The 2718-nt window shown below is 62.2% G+C and carries 1 protein-coding gene; it reads right to left on the minus strand.

The window, feature by feature from the left end:
* Nucleotides 1-2716, minus strand: a 2716-nt coding sequence (locus tag DBR22_RS02095) for a UPF0182 family membrane protein (protein WP_108597568.1), incomplete at its 3' end; no start/stop codon positions are given.
* Nucleotides 2717-2718 lie beyond the last annotated feature (2 nt).

The following is a 2718-nucleotide window of genomic DNA, read 5'->3' on the forward strand; positions in this document are numbered from 1 at the left end:
GCGCGGCCTTCAGGTCAGCCTGTGCCCCTGCACTGACCGCTGGCGGCGCTCCCGGAGCTGGAGGTGTCTGACCCGTGTTGTCGGAGTCGCCGGCCTGCGCGCCGGAGTCACCGCCGAACAGCTGCTTCAGGGCTCCATCCAGGGTCGGCGCGAAGCCCACCTTGTCACCGAAGGCCACCAGGACGCGCTGCAGCGTTGGATATGAAGTCTCACCTGTGGATTTCAGGTAAACCGGCTGGACATACAGGATGCCGCCGCCCACCGGAAGTGTCAGCAGGTTACCGTTGAGCACCTCTGAGGCGCCCTGCCGGAGCAGGTTCAGCGCCTGGGAGACTGTGGGATCGGAGTTGAACTTGTTCTGGGCCTGGCCCGGCCCGGGAACCTGGATCTCCGGTGGAATCTGGAGGAGCCTCAGCTGGCCGTAGCTTTCAGCTTTCACGCCCTTCTCATTCCCCGCATCAGAGTCAGCCGCGAGGAAACCGTAGAGGACGTTCCGGGCGGTGCCGTTGACAATCTGTGGAATGAAGGAGGACGTGAGCTGGAACGCGGGCTGTTCCTGGTCAGGCATCTGCAGCGACATGTAGAACGGCGGCTGCTTCACTTCGGTGTCCACCGTGGGATCGTTCGGCACGCTCCAGACATCCTTGGCCTGGTAGAAACTCCCGGGTTCGGTCACGTGGTAACGGCCCAGGAGTTCGCGCTGGACCTTAAAAAGATCCTCCGGGTAACGGACGTGGCTCATGACATCGCCGGACATCTCCGAGTAAGGCTTCAGGGACGTCGGAAAGACCTTCTGCCAGGCCTTCAGCACGGGATCCTGATCGTCCCAGGCATACAGGGTCACTGAGCCGTCATACGCGTCAACGGTGGCCTTCACAGAGTTCCTGATGTAGTTCACCGAGCTGTTGGGCAAGGCAACCGTCCGGCCCGAGGTGGTCTGTGAATCCGTGGTGGCGGCCGAGAGCTGCTCCTGCTGCGAGTACGGGTAGTACTGGCTGGTGGTGTAGCCGTCCACAATCCACTTGACGCGGCCGTCGACCACCGCCGGATAGGCGTTGCCGTCCACAGTCAGGTATGGGGCGACCTTCTCCACGCGGTCGCGCGGATTCCGGTCATAGAGGATCTGGGACTCTTCGTTCACACCATCGGAGAGCAGCAGGTCCGAGGACTGGAACTTGATGGAGTAGAGGACTTTGTTGAAGAAGCTCCCCACGTTGGGTCCGCCGTTGCCATCGAACGTGTACTGGGTCTCTCCCTCGCCGGAGGGACGGTCCTGCTCACGCGGGGCTGCCCCGTCGGGAGCGCCCACAATGGAGTACTCCGGGGAGTTTTCGCCGAAGTAGATCCGCGGCTGGTACGTGGAATCATCGCCGAGGACACCGGTGGAAGGGATCCCCGACTGGAGGAATTCGGGCTTCCCGTCAACCGTGAACTTGTTTCCCTTGGCAGCCACTACGCCGTAGCCGTGGGTGTAGACAACGTGCTGGTTGAGCCAGCCCTGCTGGTTGCTGGCGACGTTGATCGGATTCAGCTCGCGGACGGCGATGACAGTGTCCTGGATCTTGCCGTCCACCTCGTACCGGTCGACGTTCAGCGCTTCCGGGAACTGGTAGTACGGCCGGTACTGCTCCAACTGGGAAAACGCATCGGAGATCAGGTTGGGGTCAAGCAGCCTGATGTTGGCCGTGGTCTGGGCGTCCGGGGCGAGCGCGCCAGTGGTGGCGGTGTTGGTGGCGTCGTAGCGGTCCACCTGGATCTTGTCCAGGCCGTAAGCGGCCCGGGTGTTGTTGATGTTTCGCTCGATGTAATCCTTCTCCAGCGTCTGCTCGGACGGGCGGACCTGGAACTGCTGAATGACCCACGGGTATACTCCGCCGGCAAGGATGGAGGTGATGACCAGCATCGCCGTGCCGATGACCGGCAGGCGCCAGCGGCCAATGATGGCGGCCACGATGAAGAGGATGGCTACCAGGCCGGCAGCCACCGCGAGGATCGATTTGGTGGGGATGACGGCATTGATGTCCGTATACAGCGCGCCCGCCCAGCGCCCGCCGTTGTTCTGCAGGGCCGCGTAACGGTCAAGCCAGAAATTGATGCCCAGCAGGATCAGGAATGCCGCGCCGGTCACAGCGAGGTGGATCTGCGCCGCCCGGCTGGTGAACACACCGCGTTCCATCAGCCTGATGCTGCCGTAGAGGTAGTGCGTAAGGATTCCGGCGATACCGGCAATGACCACCACACTGATGAGGAAACCTGTCACGAAGCCGAAGAACGGCAGGCTCATCAGGTAGAAGCTGATGTCCAGATCGAATTCCGGGTCTTTCTGTCCGAACGGCTCCTGGTTGAAGAACAGCAGCACCTTCTGCCACTGGCTGGCCGCCGCGCTTCCGGCAAAAAGGCCGAACAGGATCGGCAGGCCCACCATCACGACGCGGCGGACCGGCTCCAGCTGGGCCTGGTAACGGTTGAGGTTGTCGCGGATCTCAGAGTCCGGCGCGTAGACAGGCCGTGCGTGATATGCGACCCGGATCGCAAAAAAGACCGCAAGGAACATCACCGCGAATCCGGCCAGGAAGATCCCGATCCGGGCGAGGTTCTCGGTCACAAACACTTCGAAGTAGCCGAGCTGCCGGTACCAGAGGACGTCTGTCCAGACATTTGCAAAGAAGATGAAGCCCACCACTACGAGGGCAACGACAACCAGGGTCGGCGTCAGCG

It is taken from the genome of Arthrobacter sp. HMWF013 (assembly GCF_003061105.1).
In the GTDB taxonomy this organism is placed as follows: Bacteria; Actinomycetota; Actinomycetes; order Actinomycetales; family Micrococcaceae; genus Arthrobacter.